The organism is Neobacillus bataviensis LMG 21833, from assembly GCF_000307875.1.
In the GTDB taxonomy this organism is placed as follows: Bacteria; Bacillota; Bacilli; order Bacillales; family Cytobacillaceae; genus Neobacillus; species Neobacillus bataviensis.
The window spans coordinates 17663-43708 of record NZ_AJLS01000007.1 but is presented as its reverse complement, the minus strand read 5'-3'; the positions used below and the strand labels follow the sequence as shown (position 1 = coordinate 43708).

Genomic DNA, 26046 nt, shown 5'->3' with positions numbered 1-26046 from the left:
CTGGCGATGTTTATGATGAAAAGGATGTTACAAGTGACGTATATCAAGACTGGGCAAATTTGTATCAAACAAATGAAAGTGGAGATTTCGAACTAGATTATTCGAATATCTCAGAAGACCTAGCATTAGGAGCTTTTATTTCAAGTAGTGAAAAAGAGAAAATTTTAAAAGAAAATCCAAATGCAAAAGTCATTGTAAAAAAAGGGAATTTAGTAGTAAGCTTTCCATTAAATATGTTACCAATTGACCAAGACTTTGCACTAAATATTTTGAAAGATAGTAAAGACTATGCTAATTCTTTAAGCCCAGTTTATGATTTCATTATTGTTAAAGATGACAATACATTCGTAAAAGAATTTAAGGATCATCCAGTACAATTAAAATTTATCATTGATCCATCCAAGGTTACTAACTGGGATGATGTGAAAGTAAAATATATTGATGATAAAGGCGTCATGCAGGATGAAGTAATTAAGATTATTAGCATTAATAAAACAACAGGTGAAGTTGTTGCTGAAGTTACCCACTTTAGTAAATATGGTGTATTCCAAATCGCTTCTTCCACGAATACCGGTTCTACCGACAATGATACTTCCAATACTGGTTATACCGATAAAGGTTCTTCCAATAACGGTACTTCCAATACTGGATCTACAAATGGAACAGCTAGTGGCAGCACATCAACAAGTCAAACTTCGACAACTACAAACACTAACTCTGGTTCTACCAACAGCGTTTCAACAGCTGGGAATACATTACCGGACACTGCCACAAACAGTTTCGACCTATTAGCCCTTGGACTTTTATTAATTAGTCTAGGTGGTATTGTATTATTTGTTAGAAGGAAAAACTCCTTAAAAGTAAATTAATAGTAAAAAGGGATATAACTTAATCTACTAAGTTATATCCCTTTTTTATCCATCATAACTTGATTCTTGTATTTTTTATGCTTATGCAAAGTTTCAGCATAGGGTTGAACTGATTAGTTTCTAATCAATGATAAATACTGTCCATTATTACCAAATATCCAGTTGGCCCCGCCTACATTATGCCAATCATTTACATTTGCATATACATCGAATATTTCTCCTTTAAGAGCTTTTCTTGTGACTGCTGCTCTTAGATCGGGAGCCTGTCTAATATTCAATCCATCAACAATAACCTTTACTTTACCAATTATCCCATTGTCAGTAGGTACGTAAGGGGCCACTGTTTCCCCCAACAGTTGGGAAAAAACTGCTGCTGGAGGCTGGGATCCATTGACAAGGCCTATGAAATCATTCCATGTTATACCCTTTTCCCCACTTCGAAGATTTCTTGGACAGTTCTTGCCTGTCCAGTGATTATGTTGGACGACATTTGAGATTGAAATATTGAATTGTCCCATCAGTTGCTTTGTAACTTCAGCTGTGTTCTGAACCGCCTTTCGGAAATCCCCATCGGAATTAACGCAAATTTCAATATGAATGGACAATTTATTACCTGATCCGTTACGGCCATCCCCAGCAGCCCAAGCTATTTCATTGAACGGGATGGATTGAATTGCTTGCTGATCATCAATTTGAAGGTGCCATGATGCGGAACGGTCATTTCCCCGCTCTTGTAATCGAGCGTGGGCGTTTGCATTTGCTCCTGCATCCGGATTGTCTGTTTCATGGATGGTAATGTATTTAGGGGTCATTTTTATGCCCGGGCGAGTATCCTTATTAGACGCAGGAATAAATCGTTGAATAATATTCATACATATCCTCTCCTTTAATTAATATATATGCAAAAGGCTCAAAATTGGTTAGGGGTGTGCCAAATTCCTTCTTTTTTAGGCAATAGAAAAGGTGCCCCATCATTATGGCAACACCCTTTCTCGATTCTATTAAGATTGTAATCGTCGTCTGTTTCGAATCATTAAGATTATCGCAATGGCATACAGCAACACTCCCCAAAGGAAGAGGTAGTTAAAAAAAGCAACCTCACTCCATAAGGAGCAAGGTTGCTTTTAATTATGCTTGTAATTTACGTCTTCTTCTAATCACAACTGTTAAGCCTGCTGCCACAAATAATATCCCTAAAATTAGGAAGTTATACATATTCGTTGCTGTATTCGGTAAGTCTTTTCCTTTAACAGGTGTTGGTGTGCTTGCCGATAATTGTGTTTGGTTTCCAGCTACTTCAAATACAGTAAAAATGCTAAAGTGGTTCGTTTTCACTTCCACTTTTCCATTACTATAAGTGGCACCAGGAACTAGTTCCCAAACCTTCGCTGTTTCATTATAATAGTAAACTTTTAGATTATTAGTGTTTTTAACTTTGCTAGGATCGACATTAAATGTCAATGTAATTGGTTCAACAAACTGATGAATTTCCTTGCCATCAATTATAATCGTAAATTCATAAACTGGAGATTTTGCATTGCTCATGTCTGACATACGATTTAATTTTACAGCAAAATCTTTACCCTCAGATAGAATACTTAAAGGAATGGATAGCTTCACATTATCATTATTCACAGATAATGGGATCCCTTTTTCTATCAGTTGAGCAACTTGCTCTTTTGTTAATTTTAGAATAATAGATTTTTCTTTACCTAAATCAAAGGATAAACTCCCTTTTTCCTTTGCTGCCTTTTCAAGTGCTACTGTAAGTTCGTTTGTATTCACTGTTGCTTGTCCGGCATTTATCACTGGTTTTACCATTACCACAGTTCCATTTACAGGCACTTCCGGAGTAGGAACCTCTGGTGTAGGAACTTCTGGTGTAGGAACTTCTGGATCAGTAACTGAATCTGCAAGGGCTATTCTGCCTTCAATTTGTGCTGTAATTGATCCCTTTTGTGCTTTTACGTAATTGATAGATGCATCTAGGTCAGTCATCCATACTGTACGCTCTTTTCCTTGCTTAAGAACGACAAACCCATCTCCGCCGTCTGCCATAAAGTTATTCACAGCGACTGAATATATAGCTTTAGGGTCAATCTTTTTCCCATTTGGAAGGAAAATATCAAGAACTTTTTCCCCAATTGGTAATTTTTCTGACCAAGTATATTTCAGGCCGGAAATCTGCATTATCTTTGCACCATTTGTTGACCATTGTTGGTTCAGTAATGTTCTGACTTGTTCACCCGTTATTTTCAATGTAACCAAATCATTGCCAAACGGCTGAATGGCGAATAAATCTCCCCATGTAATCTGACCCTTTTTAAGGTTATCGCGGATACCGCCTACATTCATAAAGGCAAAATCCGTTTTAGTTACGTCACGCATACCATCGGCAATGAGGTTACCTAGTGCCGTTTCACCTGCGGCGTTCGCTGTACGAGTGATTTCGACTGCAGCTTCGCCAACAACTTGTCCCGTAATTGGGGCAATGTCAGCTTTGTAAGCATCAAGTTCTGCTTTAATTTTTGCATCTGGTGTAATTCCCTTTTGGAATGTTGATACAATCTCAGCTTTTTTCGACACGATATCATGTGTAACAGGGTCGATTGTTAAATCCACATCAGAGAAGGCAGTGCCATACGAATAAGATTGTACAAGTAATTTTCCATTTACTGTAGAATTTAAATATTTATGGTCGTGGGCACCAAAGATTACGTCGACTTCATCGTCTACCTTTTTGGCCATATCCACTACTTTTCCAGTTGGATTTGAGCCATCTGTTGCAGATGTTCCAGGATCATGAGCAAGAACTACAATGGCCTTTACGCCTTTTGACTTTAATTCTGCTGTATATTTATTGATTGCCTCTACTTCATCCGTAAATTTAACTCCGGCAACACCGCTTGCTGTCACAATGCTTGGTGTTTCTGTTGTAACAACACCGATAAAGCCAATCTTTTGTCCGTCTACTTCTAAAATTTCATATGGTTTCAAGATGTTCTTTCCTGTTTTTTCATACACGACATTGGCCGCAACATACGGGAATTGAGCACCTTCAAATGAACCATACTTCTCAGCAGTCGCTGTATGTGGTCCGCCATTGATTAGGCGCAGCATTTCCGTTACACCTTCATCAAATTCATGGTTACCAATCGTACCAATATCAAAGCCAATTTCATTTAGGAAACGAATAGTAGGTTCGTCCTGCAATAGTGCAGATACCGGGCGGCTTGCTCCAACCGCATCCCCTGCTTGCACCATCAAGGTATTGGCTGGGTTAATGGCTTCTCTTTGTTTTAGGTAAGCAGCCAAATATTCAATTCCCCCAACTACTTCCCCGTTTACTTTTGATGTGTAATCTAATTGTCCATGGAAGTCATTGATTCCTAATAATTGCACATGGACATCTTTTCCAATTGAATAAATACCCCATGTACCAGCACTGTCTTTTTCTGTACCAATTGTTTTAATTGTATCAGACTTGTCAGCATATACTTTTGCTTCAGGAGCCGATCTAAATGTTAATTGAACGGTTTTATTAACCGGAGCAATCGACCAGTTATTATCTGCACTAGGGTTAACAGTTCCTTGTTCTTGAATATAGTTGACTAATACTTGTCGGCTTTCATCCGGTGAATTGACTACAACTTTTGCAATTCCGCCTTTAAGTCCTGGGAAGTCGCCACCACCACCGGCACGATAGTTATTTGTTGCTACAATAAATTTCTGATCATCCTTAACAGGTGTCCCATCAGGCATGGTTAAGCTGATAATACGGTGGGAATCGGCATCGGCTAAAACTCCTTTTGCCGTATATCTAGCCGGTTTTGTAATATCAACCTGATAGTTGACACCATCAATTACATCAAAGTTATAGGATGGAAATGACTCATCAATAATATTTTGCGGATGTGCGTCATTCGGATTGACTGTTTTAAATTGTCCAGCAGACATTTCCAGCCATTCTCTAACTGTAGATCCGGTCACCTCTACCGCTTTAAGGGTATTAGGGTATAAGTACAAATCATTGGCACTTTTAATAGAAAGATCGCCTGTAGCAATATTTGTGTAATATCCAGGGCCACTTCGCCCGCCTGCTTTAAACGGAGCTCCTGCAGATAATACCGGGATATCAATTAATTCAGGATTCTTTTCAGCAATCCATTTTTTTACATAGGCAGTCTGAGCATTGTTCACAATTTGTATTGTCGGGTCGTCTTGAACTTGAGCAAAATAGCTGTACAATGGAGCGGACGTTTTTCCAATTGTTCCACGAACATACTCCAAAGTACCTTCGTGTTCCACTTTTACATCATCAATAATTTTTTGATCCTGAGCAGTGTCTGCTGCTACAGCACGATTGACTGATTTCGAGGCAGCTTTATCAGCCGTCCATTTTCCATCTTTTTGTACTAATGCTAGATCAAGTACCCCTAGGTTATTTCCCCAGAATCCTGCTTCAACAGCTGGTGTACTGTTAAGATGGCCAGTTTTATTGTCAACACCCGTTTTACCATCAAATGAAGCATCTCCAGGGAAGTTCACATGGGCATGTCCAAATAGAAGGGCATCAATACCGGCAACTTTACTCAGTGAGTAAACGGCATTTTCAGCTTCCATTTGACCATCATTGGTAACATCACAACCGGAGTGTGCAATCGCCACAATGACATCTGCGCCATTATCTTTCATTTCTTTTACATATTTATTGGCTGTATCAACGATATCTTTGACAATTACTTTTCCAAAAAGATTATCGCGATCCCAATTCAAGATTTGTGGCGGTGCAAATCCGACAACCCCAACTTTTATTGTAGATTTATTGCCGTTTGCATCAATGATTTCTTTATCAAGAATTTCGTATGGCGTGAAATAATTTTGATCATTGTCAGGGTTTTTGTCCCCATCATCTTTATAAATATTCGCATTTACGATTGGAAAATCAGCTTTCTTAGTGACTTGGTTTAGATAGTCCAAGCCATAATTGAATTCATGGTTTCCAACAATTCCTGCGTCATAATCTAAGTAATTCATTGCCTTGATAATCGGATGTGTTTCGTCTGCCTTAAGCGGATTGACTTTAGCTACATAGTCTGCAAGCGGATTTCCTTGAATCAAGTCACCGGCATCAAATAACATGGAATTTTTTGCTTCAGATCTTGCTTGCTGAATCAATGTTGCTGTTTTAGATAATCCAAATTTAATGTCTTTGCCAGAATCAAGATAATAATCATAAGCGAGTACATTAGAGTGGAGATCTGTAGTTTCCAAGATACGCAGAGTGGCTGTGTTGGATGCGGCTTCTGCGCTTACTTTATATGTATTAAATGGAGCAGCAATGGTTGTAAACATTAAAGCAGCTGTTGCGATTTTGCTTATTTTGCCGAAATATGTTCTTTTTTTCATTCGGATGTGCACCTTTCCTTTACATAGTTTTCCAGCTTCTGAAACAACAATTTTTAAAGAAATCCTCTCCTTTTTAGGTGATCGACAAAAAGCATACTTGTAAACGCTTTAATAATAATTTAATGTAAATAGACTTGTGTCGAATTCCTAAGAATCTCATACTCTCTTATTATATATTGCCGAATTGTGAACGAAAAGAGAAATTTTTATTAAATATTATAATTCCTTCCTGTTATAATATGGTAATTTGATAAATGGCTTCTGATGCTTAAAACAACAATAATCCTCATTTCTCGGGAAATACCACTGATTTTCGGCAGTATATTTCGATTCGAGTCGAATGGTAATGAAAAAATGGTATCGAATTTAATGAATTTGGAGAATAATTGGTTTTTTTGTCGCATTTTATAGTAAAATAGTAATAGTTTTTCATCTATTCGTGAGGACGGAGGGCTGTGGATGCTGACTGCTGCTCAACACAAATTGAAACGGGAACTCGAAGAATTGCAGGCAAACGCCCTATTCCACTCCGAACCCGAACCCTTTCCACCCGCACGGAAGAATGTGATGAAAAAGCGGGTCTATATAACCATGGGAATTTTGGCAGTGATCGTCATTTGCTCATTTTTTATGATGTCGATTTTGACTCCCAATCATAAAAAAATTGTTTCCTATTTATCAAGTGAGCAACAGTATTATCGAAAAAGCGAGAAACTGTTTAGCGAATATACGTTAGGTGACGAGCAAATAAAATCAGACCAGGATGCACTTTTGAAAAAAGTATCTATTCTCGAAACGCCTTCTGGTTTGAAAGACCATAAACAAGATGTGCTAGATGTGATGGAACAGCAGAAAGAAATGCTTACCCTATTTGCCAATTCAGGAAATAGCAACTTGCTAACTCTAAACAAAAAATTAATGGAATTGCATGTTAAGCAAGAACTGGCACTGGATAGTTTGCTAAAGGTTTTTAAGCGTGAGAAAATGAGGTACATAATAAATGAAGATGGCACAATTCAATATTGGGTAGATGGTAAAGTCTATACATATTAAAAAGGGGTTCCGTAGCTACACGGAACCCCTTTTTAGGATGATTCGACCGCTTGCCCCATTTCAGCTACTTCCAGCTGATGCTTCAAACGACTTTGATTTACTTTTTCTAACGTAAAAAGAATGACATGCACAACTAAAATAGCTAGCGCAAATAGTTCAACGGCATAATCGATATAGTACCACGACAATGTGGCAGTAATATCGTATAGTGCATGAACGAGGACGGTCACCCATAGGTTTCGTGTCCAAAGAAGTATTAAGCCAAAGATGAGTCCCATGTTGGCAAAGGTGACAATGGCGCCAATGCGCACCGACCATGGCTGCTCGGAATCTAGCGTATGGTCGATCCCGAACAGGATAGAAGTGAGAAACAGCGCGCCCATCAGGAAGATGTCTCTGCGGCCGCTCGCCCACCTTCGCGGAAATACCTTTTTAAAAATAACAAGCAGAAGAATGATATAGGCGAGGCGCCAAACCTCTTCTAAACCGGCAAGTGTATCGGCATATAGATCATAGCCAATCGTATCTATTTTTTCGAAAAGTGACCAAACAGCTTCGTCTGCAGTGGCACCGCTACCTACTCCGGCAGCCATCTGAATTTCGGTATAGTCTTGAACATAATGATCATAATCCGTGTTAAAGTCTTGAAACGTATAGGTTGAAAACATATTGATGACCGTGCTGCTTAGGAAGAAAATCAAGAAGGCCCCTGTGAATTGAAGGGTAAGCTGCCGTTTCGTTTTCAGTTGGGCCGTCGGAGGTTGAAGCCGCTGATGCAGTTTCAAGCCGATAAAAAGGGACGACACCATCATGGCATCATATAGAGTACTTGCCATACTGCTGTATCGCATAAAATAGAGGAGAATCTCTGCCCCAATGGTTACGTTGAGGATGGCAAAAAGTAATCTCTTCGAAATCGGTTTTGTTAAGTTCGTTGTCATCCACTAATCCCCCTGCCTCTCCTCTACTCACCTGAAAAAAGTAACCGCCAGAATTCCAAACCCATTTAAAAATAGCAGGAAAATAACACAGCCAAGCGCCCACTTCCATTTTCTTGTCACAGTGTTGTCTCCTTTACCTTTATTGGTTATGTTTAGCGGAACTAGAAAACGATAATAATAGTACTAATTTAACATAGCAAGAGTCGAGGGTCACCAAAATATTATTTCCTCTTATTAATGTACAGTGAAGTGATTTTTCACGGTGAACGAACATATGAATGTACAAGCTGTTAATGTATTTTTATGAGGATAGGAGTTCGAAACATGAGGCGTCTTGGATCCATCATATTGTCCATTTTTATTATCTTTGTTTTATCAGCTACAAATCCTGAGCGTGCCGAGTATATTGATTGGATTAATCACAAAACCATGGAGCAGTCATCCAACCTTATTAAAAAGGGGATTCTCTCTGTTGCGGGAAAATCCATCTTTGATGCTGGCACAACCAAGTCCGATTATCTCGTTTTCTCTGTCTATAAAACGGATTTTACGGATGTGGGGCTGGGCAAGGTTACGACGATTGGGGTTTTCAATCAATTTATCCCACTATCAAGCTTTGACAAGGGCCAGTAATCGTTACTGGCCTTTTTCTATTTCTCCACTTTCTCCACCGTGAAAACCGGAACGCGAATCTGCTCGCCGTTTTCGTCGGTCATATCCTCGTACCCATTCAAGGTTCCAATGACGGTATAACTCTTATAGATGGTAAAATCCGACTGCCCCTTTAACAATACATACATCTTCTCCCAGCGGTTTGTGGTATAGTTGTAGGTTTCTGATAGTGTTACCAGTGCCCCTCCGTTTGCTTTCGCCGCTGCATTTGCAGTGAAGCGCACCTTTTTCCCAACGTAATTAGTCACTTCGCTTACCTGAATATCAACATAATCTATCTTTATTTTTGAAAAACGATACACGCCCTGAGCATCCGGTTCGTAATAGGCAAGTTCACCCCCACCTTGGCCTGCAGGATTTTCCACTAATAAAAGCTGCTTGGATTCAACGGTGACGTTGTCTGCTTCTACATCAAGAATTTTCACCATTGCTTCTAAGCGGACTTCATAGGCCAAATAATGATGTTTCCTTTCCTTAGATTTGGTATCGATAGAAATTACCGGATCATTTGCTGAGCCATAGCTGCTTTCTAAGTTCAGTGAAGTGACTGTCGGCGCGCCTTCAAGAGTTCCCTCAGTAACCGTCAGCGCCTCTTCTCCCTTCCGCTTGCCAAAATAAATTCCGCCGTCTTTGGAGATAGCGGCAATGACCATGTCTGCACCCCATTTGTTCTTCGCATTCACAGTGCTCGTGAATTCCTTTGTTGGATAGAGACGCTTTAGGAGGCGAACCGGCTCATGTTGATCCCAGGCAAGATTGGCATTAGTGATCAATTGCTCTGTATTTTCTAATGGTTTAAGGGCTTCATAGAGGCTGATGGCTTCCTCGTATTTGTTGGAGGCGACAAGACTCTTTGCTTTGTTAAGCAACTCCCCTTTTGTTTTTTCGATAACGGAAAATACCTTGGCATCCTTCATATTTGAGGATAGGTTTTTAATTGCGTTTGCTTGCTCAGCAAATGCCGCATAATCCTTGTTTCCGATTGAGGCATTAAGTACCTTTACTAAATGGCTGTCAAGGATGTCCTGAAGCCAGCTGGAATCCATCGTGAACTTCGTCAGCAGCGCAAATTGCCGATTTCCTTCATCTACTGTTTCAGCAATGGAACCATTTTTCGCTATCAATCTCTTGATTTTAGCCGAGTAATAGTCCTGGAACACGGACTGAATTTCTTTTGTTTTGGACTCCCCATCCCCGTAGTACTCTGCAGGAATTTTTGTTAAACTGGCAAAAATCTCTTCCTCCTCAGCGTCTCCCTTCTGTAAATTATCTAGCTGTGTTTTCTTACTTTCGGAAAAATAACCTGCAAAATCCTGATCCAGCATTGTCAGAGTCAGCATCTCTCCATACATGTCCTGTTGAATCGTGGTGCCTGACACCCATTTTTCCCTGTTCTCCTGCCAGCGGTTGTAGGTATCAACGAGTTGATCAAGATCTTTTTGGTAGGCAGCTGCCTCTTTATCCAGGTCTTCCATGGCTTCACGAATCGGTGAGAGAATGGCGAGTTTCTGGTTGATGACTTGATTATGGTCTATGACGGATAGATTTCGCTTCGCGGCGCGGAACTTCTTTTCAGCACCAACTAAATTGCCGGACTGATACAATCTCACCGCTTCTTCATAATCAGCGATTTTTTCATGTGCCAGGATGATTTTGCCGCCGACGAGAACGAGCAGGATCGTGAGCAGCAGCAAGAAAAAGTTCTGCGACCTAATCACTTTTTTATAAACGGTTGATTTACGCATGACTGAAGGCCCTTTCTTTTCCGATACTAAAACGCTTGAAATCCGGATCATAGGAATACTTTTTCTCCACTAACCGAATGGTAGTTTCCTTAAGGCTGCCCCAATCGATTTCTGGATTGGCATGGATGATATTACACAGCCGTAAGACGCGTTCCTTTGGAAAATAATCTAGAAATTCTTCGATAAATGGGGCAAATTCAAGAATGTATAGCCTCATCCGTAAGGCTGTTCCGGCGGCAGCAATAAGCGAATCCATTCCGAAATCGATAACAATCGCATCTCGATAATGGATAAAGTAGGCAATCCCCTTTTTCGTCATCAGGGTACGATTGATTTTTACCACCTCTAGTGCATATTTCACAAAATTCTTATCATATGATGATGGAATAAGGGGTTCAAGCTCCAGTTCCATATCACTCCGAAGGGCAATCTTGTTTAATACCATCACGCGACGAATTTTTATGCGGTCTGTGGAAATCAAATCGCCAATTTCACGAAGCTTTTCATCAGCCTGCGCCAGTCTCGCTTCCGTCACATCTGCTTTCGCAAGGTCACTGTCAAACTGAATCCCCGCTTGAATTTTACGAAAATCAACCCGGAGCAGCTTTTTCAATTGATGGAAATACTCACTTTTCAGGAACATAGTGTTTAGAGCCATATAGCAGGTGCAAAAGATGAGGCCAGCGAATAAGGAATAGTACATAGTGTGAATCGTAGGAGCGAATAGAATGCCAAGACAGACAACGATTAATAGTCGAATCACTTCTGTTGTTACCCTTTTTTTAATAATAGATTTTACGAGACTTTCAATTCCAGCAAATTTCGTCCCGCAGGTTGGGCATGCTTCATCCTTTAAAACAGAATAACGATGGCATTTTTTACACATTTTTAGCTTTTGAAAACGATAGGTTGTTCGCTTTTTCTTCGATAACTGAACGGCTTGTTTAGCCAATGGAATCACCTTCGTTTAACATGATGACTAGTTCTTCATCAATATCTTTGAAATGGCCGCTGCTGCGTTTATTTTTCAAAAGTTTATAGGTTTTCCAAAGCAGGATTAACACTAGAATACTAGTAAATACGATGCTGTACATGATATTCCCCCTGTTTGATTGAAATAAAAAGTACATTACTTTTCCAGAATATTAAGTTTATTTTCATTATAATAGGAAAATTTTTAAAATTCTAGGGATTATTGCTTGGGAATATATTTATAACGATGATAAAATAGGTTCATAACAGGATTTTTTTGTAATATTTGCGCGAAATAGGAAACTGCTAGTGGAGGTGCACACAGATGATAAAAAAATGGATTAGTAGCTTTATAGTGATGATGTTCTTACTCTGCAACAGTAATTATTTAAGTGTACGCGCAGAGAGTCCCCTGCATTCCACTTCAAGGATTGAAGGGATGCTGGTCGTAGATGTCAGTAATTCCATGAAGAGCAGTGATCCGAGTAATATTAGCAGTGAAGCTATGAAAATGTTTATTGATATGGCTTCCCTTAACGGCGATAAAATTGGTGCCATTGCCTATTCTGATGAAGTAATGCGGGAAAAAGCACTGGTTAAAATCCACTCAGAACAGGATAAAAAGGATTTAAAGGATTTTGTGGACTCGGTTGAAAAATACACCTATACCGATTTATCTACTGGTGTGAAGGAAGCGGTAAAGGTGTTGGGTTCGAGCCATGAGCAGGGGTATTTCCCATTGATTGTGTTGCTTGCCGATGGGAACAACGAATTGAATCCGAAGAAGTCGAAAACCGTTGCCGAGGCGGATGAGGATTTAAAGAAGGCAGTTGCGGATGCGCGGGCGAAGGGGTATCCGATTTATACCATCGGCTTAAATGCAGATGGCAAGTTAAATAAAGATGCGCTCACCAATGTAGCGGAGAGCACTGGTGGGAAATTCTTTGAAGCTACTTCAGCAGATAGGCTTCCCGGTATCCTTAGTGAAATTTTTGCGAACCACTTAAAGTTAAAAATTGTTCCTGTCGACCAGTTAGTAGGAAATGGCGACTTTCAGGATATCAAGATTACGGTACCAAACGAAAATGTGTTAGAAGCAAATATTTCGCTTATGTCGGGCCAGCCGGTCGAGGTAAAGCTGATTGATCCGTCCGGTAGGGAGGTGGCGATTCCTTCCGATCAGGTGCTGCTGTCACGGTCAAAGACCTATTCGATGTTGAAGCTGAGGAAACCGGTGGAGGGCGATTGGACGCTGAAGGTCAAAGGCGTGCCACAGGACAAAATCGATATCAATCTTGTGTTCAATTATGATTTACAGCTGAAGCTTGCTCCTTTTGCTAAGCAAAGTTACAAGGCGGGTGAAACGGTGGAGATTGGCGCCGTTTTTGAGGATAACGGCACCGCAATTACCGATAAAGAAATCTATAAATCGATGAAAGCGACTCTTTATGTCAAAGACCTTGAAAAGGGAAAAACAGAGGAAGCCGTTTTAAATTCCGGGGATCAAGGGTTTACCGGTCAGTTCAAGCTTGGAAATTCCTCTAGCTATGAGGTAGTTGTGAAGGCGGAGGATTCTAGCTTTTTCCGCGAGACCGAGCCGCAAAAGATTACCGTGCAACATGCGGCGGCTGCGCCTGTGACGGCAAAACCGGTTAAGGTATCGTCCGAGGAAGAGAAACCTTTTCCGTGGCTTTATGTTTTTGGTGGTTTGGTAGGTGCCCTCGTGCTCGCAGCGCTTGCTTACCTCCTTTTAGGAAAAATAAAACAAGCGGGTCGCGGCTTTAGCGGCCAAATCGTCGTAGAAATGAAGGATGAGGATACTGGCGAACGCACCAGCCCGCAATTCAAGAAATTAAAGAGCTTTAAAGGTAAATTCCGACTGCACCAGCTTTTGTCGCTGTCACCAGAGTTTGCTGAAACGGAAGGAGTCGTTTTCAAACCGGCAGCAGGTGATGCGCTCCTGCTCGTCAATAATTCCGACTGCACCATTGAAAAAGGCGGCCGAGCCATTGACGCCAAAAAAGGGTTAGTAGTAAAGCGGAACGACCGCCTGCGGATCATTCCAAAAAAAGTTAATAAAACTATTTACGTTGAGTATATTGGATAGGGTGTCAGGCACCAATTGAATCTTTATCACGTTATTTATCGTCTTTATATATATGGATATTAACAGCCAGGGAGGAATTTGTGCATGAAAGCTAGTGTGAGAGAGCATATTCAGCAGTTGGATGTTTCGTTAGGCGGGGGCATTATTTCGGAGAAAATCCGCGTTGATACAATTGATAATCCGATGCTTGTCATCGGCCTTGGGGGGACGGGGATTGATGCCCTTCTTCGTTTGAAATACCAAGTGAATCGCCGCTTCAAGCTGCCGCAGGACCCGTTATCTAAAAAGAAAAAGGAAAAGCCGAATAACATTGAATTTCTCGCTTTCGAAACAAATGAATATGACCGCAATAAAAACTATAAAGGCATCGGCCTTGACCCGAATAAAGAATTTGTCCTCTTATCCAACCCTGAAATCGGCGGCCTCCTGCAAAACCGCAGCACGATTGAGCCGTACATAAAGGAATGGCTGTCACCGGAGCTGTTGATTACCGATGGCATCAGCGGGGCATCGGGTGTTCGCCAAGCCGGCAGGTTACTGCTGTTTACAAAAATCAATCAAGTTGTGCAAACGATCGAACGAAAAATCGAAGCTGTCCTTGAGGGAACAGGCAAACGATTATATGTTTTTATCCTGACTGGTCTTTCCGGTGGTACAGGCAGCGGCTGCTACCTCGATATTGCCTATATTACACGCGGGATTATGGAGCGGAAATTCGGCTCCACCGGTGTTGATAAGGTCAGCATCCTTGGGTACCTGTTCACGCCAGATGTGAATTTGTCCAAACGAGGCTTAAGCTCGCACACCGTCGAATATATTGAGAAAAACGGCTATGCCGCCCTTAAAGAACTTGACTACTGGATGAACTGTGATGAACGCAACGAACGCTTTGCAATGAAATACGGCAGCCTCTTAGATGTTAACTCCCCCATGCCGCCGTTCAATCTCTGTCATTTGATCTCCGGGACGAACCTGGAAGGCAAGTGGCTTGAGAACGCTTATGATTACTGCATGAATGTCACCGCTGAAAATATCACCAACTTTATGGCCAATGAAGAAAAGAAATCCGGAGAAGAGTTTGCCATCCACGACTACATCAGCAACATCCGCACCAATATCGCCCAAATGCCAAAGCCCTATGCCGCCAACTATCAATACAATATTATCGGCGCATCGATGGCGGAAATTCCGCTGGAAGAAATGACCACCTACATCGGTTATAAGCTGTTTGAAAAAATGAACACGATGTTTGATGCCGGCCCGGATCAAACGGAAGTAGAGCAATTTTTAGAAAAACTGCGCATCGACCCGGATTCCGTGCACCAGCGCTTCAATGATCGAGTCCCGGAACCATTATCTGGTTTTGAAAACAGTGACCGTTTCTCATACAACAATGTGATTAAAACATCCGTGATCAATTTGGATGAAGAATTGGAGCGCGAGTTTTTACTAAAAGCAAAGGATCAATATCGCAAATGTAAAAAACAGCTACCTGGGGAAATCATGGAGGAATTCCGCCGCCAGCTTGAGCGCTTTTTCCTGCATCCCCAAAAAGGGCCTATCTTTGCCTCCCGTCTGATTTACTCTAATGATGGCTTCTGTTTGTTGAAAACCCTGCAGGTCTATGTGGAAGGACTTCGCGACCGTTTAGAGCGGCTGCCAAAAGCAATTACTACTGAACAGGAGTATGCCTACAACAAACTCGAGGATGCCCGCAGCGCTTTTATTTCAAAGGATCGTAAAAAAAATGCCTACATTGAAGCCAAGCTGAATGAGTATCATGCCCGGGCGGAAAAGGCAAGAACCGAAGAAATGATTGAATTCTATGAGGATCTATACCAGCTGTTAAATAACCAGAATAACAAGATCTATGTGGTTTATAAAGAAATCTTAGAAACGCTGCGCGGAATTTTTGAAAAGAATGCCGATATCCTCGTTGATGGCGAGGAAGTAAAACAGGATAACGATGTCACCTATTATTGGCATCTTGTCAGTGTACCTGATGTCGCCCGCGAAATTCAGCGGATGTTTGATTCTAAAGACGGTGAATTATTGGTGCAGCAATGGTCGGAAATGCTCCTTGAAAAATCAAACTATTGGGTGAAGGAAACCGATGTAGATGTCGTTGGCACGGTCTCAGAATTCTTGACCGACCAGTTCGGGGAATTGATTACTAAGTCAATGGAGGACTTTTTACGGCTGAAATATGGCGATGACTTGCCAATCGATAAGATTATTGAAGACAAGATTGCCGCCCGTTTGGATCGCGATGCGCTGCCTGTCTTCCATCTTGCGAACAGCAATGGCCAGCTGCACTTCCCGCAATGGGGCTTTGTGTCAGTGCCGGTGAAGGCACCGAATATTTTCAATGGCATTAAAAATTTCGAGAAGCATTCACTCAGCCATTCCCGATTTACGATCAAAGAAAGTGAGCTGAAGAATCGGATATTCTGGCTGAATACAAAGAATGGAATCCCATTGTTTGCCTACTCGCCATTGTCTATCTATGAAAAATCCTATGAAAAAACAATTTTAGAAAAAGAAGGCGTCGGCCGCCACCTGGTGCAAACCGCGAAGGAAAACTGGGCCTACCTCCCTTCACCGATTCCGGAAAAATCATGGGGCGATACGTACCAGAACGAGAGGGTTAAACAATACAATTCTAGTGTACGTACTCTATTTGATCAGGCTCAGGGCATTGGTTGCATACAAGAGAAAAATGACGACCAAAATACGAGCGCACGGTTCCAGTGTCATTTTACGAAAGACGTGAATATTGGGGCGTTATTTGCTGCATATGAAGTGGATCCGAAGAAGTTAGAGAAAGCGAATCTTGGAAACTTGAAACAGGTGCTTCGTCAGTTGCAGGACATGGTTGCCGGCAGCATGGAAGTGGTCGGTTCGAGCGATATTTTTGGCAGCACGAATGTGGAGTTAGCGAGGGAAAACCTCATCCGTTCCCCTAAGCTGATTGAAAAAGTGAAATCAGAGGTGCGGAAATACCGCTTCATTCAGGAAAAGATTGCTGAGATTGAGCAGGTTCTAGCGTCTCAAAAGGACAAAGAAGTGACCATGACTCAATTTATTCAAGCCGTTTATACAAGAACCATTAAAAAACGCGGCGCCCTCTATGTGTACGATAAAGAGCTTGAGGAAGATGCATGGGAGCCGTTTGTGAATTTAACGAAAACGACGAAATTTGTGGAGTACGAAATCTATCAAGCTTTTAAGTCGCTTAATCAGAAACAAATGGCGCAGCTTGAAAAGAAATCGGAGCGCCGTAGCGTGGAGTTAATTAATCAAGAAAGTGCTGCACAGCTTATTTTCGCATTAGAGGAAATGGCTGCAGCCTATCAAAAGGAAAAGGAAACACTTGATTACGACTACAAGGAGTTTGCCAACGGCGAGGAATTGTACGCTTTTTATAAAGAGATGATGTTGAAGGTGCAGGAGATGCTAAGGCAGTTGAAATCGTAAGGGTGGCGGGTGGCGGGTGGCGGATAACCACTCGCTACTGTCGCATGGACACGCTTTACTATCGCATAAGCTCGCTTTACTGTCGCATAGCCACGCGTTACTGTCGCATGGACGCGTTTTACTGTCGCAAGCTCGCTTTACTGTCGCATAACTACGCGTTACTGTCGCATAGCCGCACGTTACTGTCGCATAGCCGCACGTTACTGTCGTTATACGTTTATCTTTTCCGGCCACAGGCACCACAATGCAGGTGGCCCGCCTCTTATCATACCCAGCTAGGGGGAATCAGCTTTGCGAGGACTTTTACAGAAGTATGCCAACACTTTTTCCATTCAATTAGAACAAATCAGCTTGTCGGAAAATGAACAGCGCAGCGTCAATCATCCGGTTGTCTTCTTATTCCTTGGTGACCTTGTCAAGGATGACCTGAGAACCATTATGACGATTAATGAAGATAAGTGGCAAAACAGTTCCGGCGTTTTATATTTTCACGCCTATCAAGCAGACACGATTACCGACCGTGAAAATGTGCTGTCCATCCAACTCTCCGGGGATGACTATGACCGCAAGTACCATCGCAAAGGTATGCACGAGGCCTTCCATCAAGATGAAAGCAAACTAATTGAACTAAATAAGATTTTTAGAAAGCTATCTTCGAAGATGGCAGAATACGGGAAGCAATATTCTTCGCTAAAGAAGATAAACCTTTGCGTGGTTACAAGAATTGATGATCCGGCCAATGTCCTCATCCAAGAAGTGACTTTGCTGCTAAAAAGTATTCTTCAAGAATCCTTTCGCCTCGTTGAAGTGGATTTATACGGATTGATGAAGGAAAAACAGGATGGTGAGAACTTTGCCCTCTCCACCTCCCTCGGGATTAGTTTTTTAAAAGAACTCGATGACTATCAAAATGATGAATACACGTTTGAGCAGGTGCTGCAGCTGACCGAGGATTACCTTAGGCTGCCTGTGAGCCACCCACCTTCCCCGCTCTTTGACATGGTGTATTTATTGAGTGATAAAAATGAAGATGGCTTAATTTCTAGTGACGCCTTTCAGAAAAATATCGAAATGATCAGCAACCTCAATCTGTTAAAAAATCGAAAGATGATTACCGATTATCATGAAAAAATGGACAGCTATCATCATCAAGATTTTAGAAGAGGAATGAAAGGAAACTCACAGGAACCCGTGTATGCTTCCGCCGGCTTTTCAAAAGTGACCCGGCCCAATAAAGCGATTGCCCTCCATGCAGCCCACCATTTTTTCAAAGAGCTGCTACTAGCAATGAACGCTGCATGCCAACAGCCACAGGAAAAAGTTCTCCATTTATTCGAGCTGTCTGAGGCATCCTTTCAAAAGTACTATCATGAAGGGCTTCCCTCAGCCGAAAAGCTTTGGGACATGAATGGATTAATGGGGGTCTCGAATTCGTATCAAACGGTAAAAAGAATGTCGGTTAGGGAGGCAGAGGAATATCTGTATGAAGGCGGGACGGAAATATTCTTTTTCAACAACTTTGAGGAGCCGCTCCGTGAGCATCTGCAAGGACTGAACCTGAGAGTCCATATTGAACGCTGTCTCTACGAAAATGTGATAAACCATGAACAATATGGGTTATTTTGTGCCATTCATTGGACCTCCGACAAACCTGGGACGGAAATGAGTGTATTGCATGAAATCGATAAATTGGAACGTGAAGCGAAAAATGAACGGATAGATAAAGAAGCCCGCCTCGAGCAGTATTATCAGCAAGTGGTTGATCACTGTGATTTTAACAAGAGCTACCTGCCGTTTTCGGACAAGAAAAATCTAACCAGCTTTGTGCGCTACTTTTTCGAAGTGGTTTATGGTACAAAGTATGAAATCCTAAAACTTCAGGTCAAGCAAGCGATTTTGAAGCAATACCGAACAGTGCTGGAAGAGCATCATCGCTATTTACGGACGAAAATAGAGTTGATTGACCAGGTAGAATCCTTGCTGAAACAAGCGGCAGCGGAAAGTCTTTATGATTCGGATGATGTGTTGGATAAAAATATTGCCGAATATTATGCCGGTATGATTGCTCGGATCACGGCAAAGCTGAAGGAAAAACGAGGGCCCTACTTCTTTTCAGAAGAGCGATTTTTTGGAAACCTGCTGCCATTACTGGAAAGTGGCAATCCAAAGACCCTCCTTGAACGATTGCTGCTCGTGTGCAATCGGGAGGTGCTGACCCAGGAGGAGTTCCACCGCAGCTTTGAGGATGAGCTATTAGAGCGGGCCAATGTCATGACACGCTATGAAAACCGGGAGATTCTTTCCAAGGAGGATTTGTTTAAGCAATTATATTTGCGCCTGCATGAAAATTCCTCCGTACACATTGAGGTGTTTCATTACACACAGGACCATCGCTATGAAGAAAAGTACTTCTTTGGGGATTTTTATAGCAAGTTCATGAAATTCGCCTTGGAAAAGGAATATGAAACAAGACAATATAAAGTCGGCTGTGCCCATGAAAAAAAATCAAGCGGGATTGAAAAACTGACCTTAATGGGTGGGTTCCGGCTGCGAGACCTTATGTACTATCGTAACGGTGAAAAATACTATAAGGCCTACACCGAAAATGGGTATGAATTTCACGCCATTAAAGCGGAAACATCCGTTTAGCAATAAACTTGTAAGGAGCATTGAATATGCCTGTCCGGAAATTTAGCTTTCTCTTTTTTGTATGCAGTATCATTGCTGGAATCATCGGTGCTGTTATGGGTGAATGGCTGCTCAATACCTATTATGGTGTTTGGCCCAATCTCCTGTTAATGGGTGTCTATTTTGCGCAATTGGCCCTTCTTTTCGGTCTCTTCTGTTTAATGGCCGAGCTCATTCACCCGGTGATTAATGTGCGCAGCTGGCGTTTGGAATATTCGGGGTTTTCGTGGAAGGTACTCGCCCCTGCCACTCTCGTCATGTTGTTTGCTGCAGGTCTTATTTTTCAATTCTTATATTCTCTTAATTTTTCAACGGTCAAACCGCCGGACGATATCGTGATGGTGCTGGATATTTCCGACAGCATGAATAAAACGGATCCGAAACACGAAAGCCTGAAGGCGGCCGCAAAACTGATTGACCATATGAAGCCCAGCCATCGAGCCTCCGTCATTTCATTTAACAATGGGGCAACGGTCACGAAATCGATGTTCCCCATCAGCGATAAAAACGAGAGCACCGATGCCCGCGAGCAAATCAAGGGATTGAAATACGACGGGGGCACTGATATTGCCAGTGCATTGAAGACCGCAATGAAGGAAATGGACGACAACCACATGCAAGGCCGGAAACCGATGGTGATTTTGTTTTCGGATGGCTATAGTGAACTGGAGCTTGATGCTGTCGTCAAGCCCTACCAAGATCAGGAAATCATCATTAATACCATTGGCATGAGTAAAATAGACAGCGGTGGAGCCCGGCTCCTGAAATCGCTTGCCTCCCGTTCTGGCGGATCCTTCCATGATATCAAAAGGGCAAATGAATTAACAAACGTGTTTGAAAAGATTTACTTAGAGAACCAAGACCGGCTGCTGATGACGGAACGGTATGGCTTGTTTAAAGACAGCCTGTATCTCGCCGTACTAAGAGTTGTATTAATTACCATCATCGGCGGCTTGTTTGGCTTAGCGCTTGGCATGATCTTTGATAACCGTTATTTGGCAAAAAGCTACACGGTGACAGGGCTGATTTCAGGAATTTTGGCTGGGCTTGTACTCGAGATGGGTTTACAAGGCTCCGCCATCTTGTCCGGGTTCCCCTCACGCATGATTGCCGATATCCTGTTAACGGCATTGACCGGCCTGGGAACAATGATCATTCCGATTCGTGAAAAATTCTCCGGTATAACAGGGAGGCAGCCGACTGGGGCTGATTTTTCCGCCAAAGATCCATCGGCCAAACGGGATCGGTTTAGCAAAGGATTTTAATAGATTGTGGGTGATTGCAGGTGAACTGGGAACCTATTTCTTCCCCTAATCAGGAAATAAAGGATGTAAAACAGACCATACAAGATGCAGAGGTTCGCTTGAACTGGTTCTGGTCAAACGAGATTGACTTTGTCTACATTTATAAAACCGCTTCAGACAACGTAAAGCCGATCAGCGAAATCGATGAGCGCGATATAAAGCTTTACACCCGTGAAGAATATAAAATCAATCAAGGGTATGTAAGCAAATTAGATACAATCGGCCGGACTGCCTATCGCATCTTCCCCTGTCAGAAACGTGACGGGAAGCTTGTTGTTTTCAAACAGGAAGACGAAAAAAATCTTATTACTATCACGGGGGCGAGGGCAAAGATTTATTTTTCCATATCCTATAAAAATAAACTCTTTCAACCTCGTAAAAAAGTAAAGTTGGCCATCCACACCGAGCTTCCACTCGAAAAAGAGCTGCTGGTCTATGTCAAAAAAAGCGGCGGCGTGCCAAGTTCGCTTGAGGATGGAACGGTCTATCCGTTTGTTCGCGACTTCCCGGCCGGGAGAACCGTCTCGCCGGAAATTGAAATGGATAAAAATGAGTTTATCAGAATCTTTTTTAACAATGGAAAGAACACCGCTCAGCATTATGAGCTAATTCCTGAGTAGAGGGGGCATGATCATGTTCACATTATTAAAACGAATGTTTGAAAAAAAACAGCCGCCAAAGGAACGGCTGCCATTTTACGATATTGTCTGTCCGTACTGTTTTTCCAAATTTCATCATGAGGATGTCGTCTTCCGCGCCGCCCATCACCGCGATGATGATGAGGCCTTAGCATTGCAGGAAGATGAATTGTTGAACAATTACCGGGGGAAATTCGGACTTGCTCCCATAGATGAACTAGAGGCCATTATTGATCCTTCGATGATTCCTGATGAAAACAAGATTTACACGGATCGGATTCTTATGGGGGTATCCGATAAATACGCAGTCGTGACACGCAATCGCCTCTGCCCTTCGTGTCATAACGACCTGCCGATCACGGCTGGCAAGCACCCAAGCAACATCGTTTCGATTGTTGGCGCCACCTCAGTGGGAAAATCGGTATATATGACATCGCTGATTCACACCCTTCAGCATGTGACCGCCAATAACTTTGATGCCGCCTGTATGCCACTTGATAATGAGATAAGTAAGCGATTCCGGGTAAACTATGAGATTCCCCTTTTTGAAAATGGAAGCCTGTTACAATCAACCGAAAAATCGAACCGGCAGGAGCCGTTTATTTTTCAATTTATTTTTAAAGACGAAGACCAAGCACCGCTGACTCTCGTATTTTTCGATGTTGCTGGTGAAGGAATGACAGACAAAGACTATCTTAAGCTGCATGCCTCCCATATCAAAAATTCTGCCGGGATTCTGTTCTTGGTTGACCCGATGCAGATCCGCGCGATACGTGAAAAGCTGATCCTCAACATGGGTGAAAATCCTGGGAAAATTGTTGGCCAAGGGGATGAACCGCGTGAAGTGGTGATCTCTCTGTTCGGGGACTTTATTGCCCATCTGGAAAATAGTAAAACTGATATCCCGACGGCGGTAGTGTTGACAAAGAGTGATCTTTTAAATGCTTTGAAAGATGATGATGGTGAATACGTCAGCACAAATAGTAACGTGTTTCGCAATGTCATACACCGGGGCGGCCTTAATTTAGCGGAATATGAAAATATCAACGGTGAAATTCGGAGATTTTTAGCAAAAGTCGATACACCATTTGTCAATGCCCTTGATGTTTACTTTAAGGATACTTCCTACTTTGCCGTGTCAGCGCTTGGGAGTAACCCGGTCGACCAACAGGTTAGCGGGATTATTAGTCCAATCCGTGTCGATGAACCGTTCATATGGCTGCTTTATAAGCTAGGGTATATTGAAGGGAGAAATGGTCAGTGAGCGGTAACATTCAGCAGCAAATGTATACACGAGAACGTGGCGGAATTTTCCACGCCACCGACGGATACGACACGATTGCCATGTCTTCGGGTCTTGATCAAACGTTCGTAAAAAAATATTTACATCCGTTTTGTCTGTATCATGCACCGAAGGCCTTAAGCGAGCGCGGCGAGAAAGACCCCTCCCTATATCCTGAGGCCGTGACCTTGTTTCAGCCGGAAACCGGGGAACTTGTCATTGGCCAAGCCGTGTTTGTACCCGCTGATTTTACTGGTTCGCGCAGCACGTATTTTATGCATAACTATGTCATTCCCGCCGGACGAAAGGATGAATGGATCAAGCAGCCGGAGAAGCTTTTTCAAATAACAGATTTTCAAACATCCTATGTTACTGCACTTGGAAAAAACCTTCCTGAGCGGGAAGTTCTTGAGTACGGCTCCCGTGCTGTAAAAAGTGAATTGCTAGCGACATTAGGGATTTCGGAGGAGCATTTCAAACAACTGTTATTTGCCGTCATGTCCTCGATTGCCGGCAAGAAAAAGGTGTTTATTTCTCTGATTGTTCCTTTAAAGGATTATACAAAATATGCGCTGGAGCTGCTGGAACTGATCTATCTATATTTACCCTATGCGCATCGCCGAAAGTTAGGGGCGATGACGTTTACTAGTGAACCTGACGCGAAAAATTATATCCATGTGATGTTTTTTGAGCCGGGAACATTAAATACCAGGGATCGTGCCATCGAAAAACAATACATTTTTGATTTTGCGAATAGCCGGATTTCCGGGGTCGATCTTTCCGGTCAGCAGCACGAGTATTTGGATTTCGCCATGCACCAATTTTCCGAATCTACGCGGATGAATGATTTTTTTGAGTTTGCTGAAATGGCCTTGTCTGGGTTACCTGAAGGTCAAAAGTTGGAGTTAACAAGCTATTACCAGTTAACCGCCATTTTTCTAACGCTCACCTTTCCTGATGCCCCTTTTTATGAAAAAAACAAAATCGGCTTTCTGCAAAGTTTGTTAACGTTTTTACAGGTAAACAGTGATGAAAAGCCGGATTTAAAAGGATTGTTTTTGAACCTGATAAAGGAGGAAAAATTCACCGCTTCCGTCGATTATTTTCATGCAGTAGTTGCCGTTAATTCCTTTGTACAGTCGGATGAGGTGTTTTCTTTTCTCCTTGAAACACTTATGAATTATCAAGATGATCCGCTTTACGGACGGTTATGGAAAACGATTGAACAGGACATGCCTACCCATGAGGCACTTGTCATGTTTATGAATGAGCATTCCGATTATCAGCAACTTTTTGAACTATATCTGAATGAACGGTTCAAACAACACAAGCAGATGGAGGATATCCTGGTAGAAGTTAACAGAATGGTGGATACACCCTATTTACTAGAGCTTGAGCCATTTAGGCTAATTTTAAGAAAAAAAATCACTTCTGTAGTTGAATCATCAAATGTTCCAATCAAATCCGTACTGGCACTGAAGAAGTTTAGTATCGACCATCGCCAGTTAAAGCAGGACATGCTTGATAATGCCATGTTTGCCTTATTACGTTCAATTCGCTTGCAGGATCTTACATTAGATGATATCAAAGCATTCGGGGAGATTTTTACAAAGGAAATGAATGTAAGGGAAATGAAAGATGCGAGGGTGAAGGAAAACTATTTGGTCACCAATGCCCTTTTCCAGTTAATTAGCTTCCCTTCACGGGCTGATTCGTACAGCTTAAAACCGTTAACGATTTATGCACGCGAGCAGATTAGAGAGATTCTGAAAAGATTATTACGGGACAGGCTTTCTTTAGAGCAATTTCCGTTACTCTATGTTGCCTTTGGTACAGAGGGTGATGGTTTGGATAATCAAGGGGTTTTGGGTTACTTGATTAAATATAGTGATGATAAAACGCTTTTGGCTTTCATCAGGGAAAAGGCTCGAATGGATGAAATGGACTACACGTTTAGAAGGTCATTACGAAGTTATTTCATAAATCATCCAAAATCCATTTGGAAAAATAAAGCTCTAAGGAAAGAATTATACTTAATCAAAAACAATGGCTTTAAACGGTTACTGAATGAAGTGGAAACAGAGACGGCCAGTCCAGTAGTGAAATTCCTTAGAAAGAATGGACTGAAGCTGCTAATGGCTCTGGTCATTGTTGGCGGAGTCGGCAGGGGAGTTTGGTTTGGCCTTGATTATCTTACCGGTAAAAACGATAAACCTAGGGCTGAAAAAACTAGTAAGACTTCCGTCTCTACTAAAAAAGGAACCTCGAGTGTGGCCGATCCTATTAACCTAGATACTTTTACAAAATGGAGCATGGGTGATCCCGATCAAACAGTAGAAATAAATCGAGCAGGCAAGCTAGAAACGATTACCTTCGAAGAACGTCATCCCAATGGTGTTTTACATTATGACCAAAATAAAGTGTGGCCGATAAAGCTGCCGGCTATTCTAGATCGAACACCCTTTGCTGGTAATGGTATGCTCTTGGCAGATTTTTCAACGTATATGATGCTTCATGACTTTGATGAGGATAAATCACCTGAGCTAGTAGTGGTGGTTAGTGATCAAAAATCAGACTCCTTTGTCTGGATTTTTAAAACTGACAATCTTAATTCAGAAGGCGATCCGCTCCAGCTAATCTATACTGCCAAGGGCCTTCAGGATGTTCAGTTGAAGGGGTCTAAACTCATACTGCCCAAAGGTGAGCAGGAATTAGTTTTTGAATATTCAACAGAGAAAAAAACATTTGTCCCACTACATCAATAGAGCGTCCATTATGGATGCTCTATTTTTTTGCGCGCCCTTATTCTAAAAATGGTATTTTGAATGGAAATGTCAGGTGATGACCTTCCTATTTGTAAGTTTGGCGGAATGATTGGTGAGTTTGGCG

16 protein-coding genes are annotated in these 26046 nt (G+C 42.0%); 10 read left to right on the top strand and 6 right to left on the bottom strand.

What is annotated here, in order from left to right:
• The coding region (locus tag BABA_RS01325) for an LPXTG cell wall anchor domain-containing protein (protein WP_007083313.1) at nucleotides 1–869 on the top strand (869 nt) is incomplete at its 5' end.
• 113 nt (nucleotides 870–982) lie between these two features.
• Here BABA_RS01325 and BABA_RS01320 read toward each other — a convergent pair.
• Nucleotides 983–1741 (bottom strand): N-acetylmuramoyl-L-alanine amidase, encoded by a 759-nt coding sequence (locus tag BABA_RS01320; RefSeq protein WP_007083312.1) that lies wholly within the window; start codon nucleotides 1739–1741, stop codon nucleotides 983–985.
• 256 nt (nucleotides 1742–1997) lie between these two features.
• A complete protein-coding gene (locus BABA_RS01315; RefSeq protein WP_007083311.1) occupies nucleotides 1998–6278 on the bottom strand; it encodes a bifunctional 2',3'-cyclic-nucleotide 2'-phosphodiesterase/3'-nucleotidase in 4281 nt (1426 codons plus the stop codon).
• 459 nt (nucleotides 6279–6737) lie between these two features.
• Between BABA_RS01315 and BABA_RS01310 the strand changes: the two genes are divergently transcribed.
• Nucleotides 6738–7331 carry a hypothetical protein gene (locus tag BABA_RS01310; protein ID WP_007083310.1) on the top strand — a complete coding sequence of 198 codons (594 nt, stop codon included), beginning with the start codon at nucleotides 6738–6740 and terminating at the stop codon, nucleotides 7329–7331.
• A gap of 32 nt (nucleotides 7332–7363) precedes the next feature.
• Here BABA_RS01310 and BABA_RS01305 read toward each other — a convergent pair whose 3' ends face one another.
• Nucleotides 7364–8272, bottom strand: a complete 909-nt coding sequence (locus BABA_RS01305; RefSeq protein ID WP_007083309.1) for a CPBP family intramembrane glutamic endopeptidase — start codon at nucleotides 8270–8272, stop codon at nucleotides 7364–7366.
• Between the two features lie 324 nt (nucleotides 8273–8596).
• Here BABA_RS01305 and BABA_RS01300 point away from each other — a divergent pair, with 324 nt between their 5' ends.
• Nucleotides 8597–8905 (top strand): DUF4359 domain-containing protein, encoded by a 309-nt coding sequence (locus BABA_RS01300; RefSeq protein WP_007083308.1) that lies wholly within the window; start codon nucleotides 8597–8599, stop codon nucleotides 8903–8905.
• Between the two features lie 17 nt (nucleotides 8906–8922).
• On the opposite strand, the gene BABA_RS01295 is transcribed toward BABA_RS01300, so the two are convergent.
• Genes BABA_RS01295 through BABA_RS27080 form a run of 3 tightly spaced genes read right to left on the bottom strand, consistent with a single transcriptional unit; the run spans nucleotide 8923 to nucleotide 11783 of the window.
• Nucleotides 8923–10689 carry a hypothetical protein gene (locus BABA_RS01295; RefSeq protein WP_007083307.1) on the bottom strand — a complete coding sequence of 589 codons (1767 nt, stop codon included), beginning with the start codon at nucleotides 10687–10689 and terminating at the stop codon, nucleotides 8923–8925.
• Nucleotides 10682–11641: a hypothetical protein gene (locus BABA_RS01290; RefSeq protein ID WP_007083306.1), complete on the bottom strand. Its 960-nt coding sequence runs from the start codon at nucleotides 11639–11641 to the stop codon at nucleotides 10682–10684. Before BABA_RS01290 ends, BABA_RS01295 begins: the two co-directional genes overlap by 8 nt.
• Entirely contained in the window at nucleotides 11634–11783 is a 150-nt protein-coding gene (locus BABA_RS27080) for a hypothetical protein (protein ID WP_157273071.1), read from the bottom strand. Before BABA_RS27080 ends, BABA_RS01290 begins: the two co-directional genes overlap by 8 nt.
• 203 nt (nucleotides 11784–11986) lie before the next feature.
• On the opposite strand from BABA_RS27080, the gene BABA_RS01285 reads away from it, so the two are divergent.
• The 7 genes from BABA_RS01285 to BABA_RS25910 all read left to right on the top strand — a co-directional run bounded on the left by BABA_RS01285 (nucleotide 11987) and on the right by BABA_RS25910 (nucleotide 25922).
• Nucleotides 11987–13768: a vWA domain-containing protein gene (locus BABA_RS01285; RefSeq protein ID WP_007083305.1), complete on the top strand. Its 1782-nt coding sequence runs from the start codon at nucleotides 11987–11989 to the stop codon at nucleotides 13766–13768.
• Nucleotides 13769–13852: 84 nt separating this feature from the next.
• A complete protein-coding gene (locus BABA_RS01280; RefSeq protein ID WP_007083304.1) occupies nucleotides 13853–17245 on the top strand; it encodes a tubulin-like doman-containing protein in 3393 nt (1130 codons plus the stop codon).
• 291 nt (nucleotides 17246–17536) lie between these two features.
• Complete coding sequence (locus BABA_RS01275) at nucleotides 17537–19894, top strand: hypothetical protein (protein ID WP_007083303.1); 2358 nt, start codon at nucleotides 17537–17539, stop codon at nucleotides 19892–19894.
• 26 nt (nucleotides 19895–19920) lie between these two features.
• Nucleotides 19921–21198 carry a vWA domain-containing protein gene (locus BABA_RS01270; protein ID WP_007083302.1) on the top strand — a complete coding sequence of 426 codons (1278 nt, stop codon included), beginning with the start codon at nucleotides 19921–19923 and terminating at the stop codon, nucleotides 21196–21198.
• A gap of 20 nt (nucleotides 21199–21218) precedes the next feature.
• Nucleotides 21219–21857: a hypothetical protein gene (locus BABA_RS01265; protein ID WP_007083301.1), complete on the top strand. Its 639-nt coding sequence runs from the start codon at nucleotides 21219–21221 to the stop codon at nucleotides 21855–21857.
• A 13-nt stretch (nucleotides 21858–21870) separates the two neighbouring features.
• On the top strand, nucleotides 21871–23139 hold the full coding sequence (locus BABA_RS01260; protein ID WP_007083300.1) for a TRAFAC clade GTPase domain-containing protein: 1269 nt from the start codon (nucleotides 21871–21873) through the stop codon (nucleotides 23137–23139).
• Nucleotides 23136–25922 carry a GAP1-N2 domain-containing protein gene (locus BABA_RS25910; protein ID WP_007083299.1) on the top strand — a complete coding sequence of 929 codons (2787 nt, stop codon included), beginning with the start codon at nucleotides 23136–23138 and terminating at the stop codon, nucleotides 25920–25922. The genes BABA_RS01260 and BABA_RS25910 overlap by 4 nt, the downstream gene beginning before the upstream one ends.
• The last annotated feature ends 124 nt before the right edge of the window (nucleotides 25923–26046 follow it).